At 45.7% G+C, this 2,397-nt stretch carries 1 protein-coding gene; it reads right to left on the reverse strand.

What is annotated here, in order from left to right; genetic code table 11:
- Positions 1 to 2,397: condensation domain-containing protein (locus tag AC5JM2_RS20915; RefSeq protein ID WP_495836762.1), on the reverse strand; the 2,397-nt coding region annotated here is incomplete at both ends.

A 2,397-nucleotide genomic window follows, 5' to 3' on the forward strand; every position in this document is an offset into this window, starting at 1 on the left:
CAGCACTCTTACTTGAGCATCTTTTAGTATAAAGCTCAAACGCTCAGTCGGATACTCAGGGTCAAGCGGCACATAAGCCCCACCTGCCTTGAGTATCCCTAACAGTCCCACGACCATTTCCAGTGAGCGTTCCACACACAATCCGACCAGCACCTCAGAACCAATACCCAAAGAGCGTAAGTAATGCGCCAACTGGTTAGCACGACAGTTCAATTGGTGGTAAGTCAGTTGTTGATTCTCAAACACCACAGCCACAGCATCTGGTGTACGTTCTACCTGCTGCTCAAACAAGGAATGAATACATCTATCCTGGGGATAATCCGCCCCAGTTTTGTTCCACTCAATCAATAACTGCCGTTCCTCAACTTTTGTTAGGATTGGTAATTGTGAAATTCGCTCAGTAGAATTAGCAACAATTGCCTCAAGTAAAGTCACAAAATGACCAGTCATCCGCTCGATTGTACTCGGGTCAAACAAGTCAGTACTGTACTCCCACACACCCACCAGTCCAGTATTCGTGTTCTCCATTGCTAAGGTCAGATCAAACTTTGCAGTTGTGCCTTCTAATGGCAATGAACTGACAGTTAACCCAATCAGTTCTACTTGAGACATAGACGCATTCTGGAGAGCAAACATCACCTGGAACAGTGGTGTATGGCTGAGGTCTCGTTCTGGTTGCAATGCCTCCACTAGCATTTCAAATGGCAAATTCTGATGAGAGTATGCCTCCATTGCCATTTCTCGAACGCGAACGAGTAATTCCTCAAAGCTGGGATCGCCTGATAAATCTGTTCGCATCACTAAAGTATTGACAAAAAAGCCAATTAACCCTTCTATTTCTGTGCGATCGCGGTTAGCAATTGGCGAACCCACTAAAATGTCTTCTGTACCCGTGTAGCGATATAGTAGGGTATCAAATGCTGCCAATAGGGTCATGAAGAGAGTACAACCTTGCTGCTGACTCAGTTGTGCCAACCTTTGAGTCAGGTCCAAAGAGAGTGCAAAATTTTGATATGCCCCAGCGAAAGTCTGCACAGCAGGTCTGGGTCGGTCTGTGGGTAGCACTAAGAGGGTTGATGCCGAAGCTAGTTGTTTTTGCCAGTAACTCAGTTGGCTTTGTAGTACATCCCCGACTAACCAGTTTCTTTGCCAGATTGTAAAATCTGCATACTGAATCGGTAGTGGCGCTAACGGGGAAGGCTGACGTCTTGAATAAGCATTGTACAATGCTGCTAGTTCTTGGACAAACACACCCATTGACCAGCCATCAGAGACAACATGATGCATACACACGAGCAAAATATGTTCTGTCTCGGACAGCACTAGTAAGGTCGCTCTAACTAATGCTTGTGTTGCCAACTCAAAAGGTTGAATCGCTTGTTGTTGCGCTAATTGTTGTCTTGCTATTTCTTGTTCGGTTGTAGATAAATGCTTCAAATCAACAACACAGACTGTCCAAGTGGTTTCTGTTTGAATGATTTGAGAAGGTTTTCCATCAACTGTGATGAAGTTGGTACGTAACGCCTCGTGGCGAGCAATTATTTCAATTAAGCTTTGTTCTAAGGATGCAATATGAAGAGTTCCTGTTAGACGCAAAGCTATAGGTATGTTATATAATGCAGTGTTCGACTCGAACTGGTCTAAAAACCACAGACGCTGTTGAGCAAATGACAGTGGTAATTCTGCATCACTTGCCCGCCTTAAGATGGGTGGGGAAATTAGTTCTAAGTTTTGTTGCTGTAACTGCCCAATCAAATCTGCTAATTCGGCTACTGTTGAGGCGGCAAATAACTCACGCAGTGGTAGTTCCACTTTCAAGATGTTGCGGATGCGTGAAACTAGTTGTGTTGCTAATAGGGAATGTCCACCCAGTTCAAAGAAGTTATTATGAATGCCAACTTGTTCTAGTTTGAGCACTTGCGCCCAAATTTGTGCCAGTATTTCTTCAATTGGAGTGCGCGGGGCAACAAATTTTTCTTGCAGTGTGCTATCTAACTCCGGTGTTGGCAGTGCGCGACGGTCTACTTTGCCGTTGGGGGTGAGGGGTAGGGACTGCAACATCACAAAAGTGTTTGGCACCATGTACTCTGGTAGCTTGCCTTTGAGGAATTGCCGCAGTTCGCTGATTTTCAGCGTCACCTGTGGGTGCGGTACCACGTAGGCTACTAGTCGTTTATCCCCTGAGTTATCTTCGCGGGCGATCGCACAAGATGCCTGCACATCACCTAGTTGGCTTAGGACTGTTTCGATTTCTCCCAATTCGATGCGGAAGCCACGAATTTTGACTTGATTGTCGATGCGTCCCAGGTATTCTATGTTGCCATCACTTAAATAGCGTGCTAAGTCCCCTGTTTTATAGAGGCGGGAATCGGGATCCGTGCTAAACGGGTTGGCGAT

Source organism: Brasilonema angustatum, from assembly GCF_059505445.1.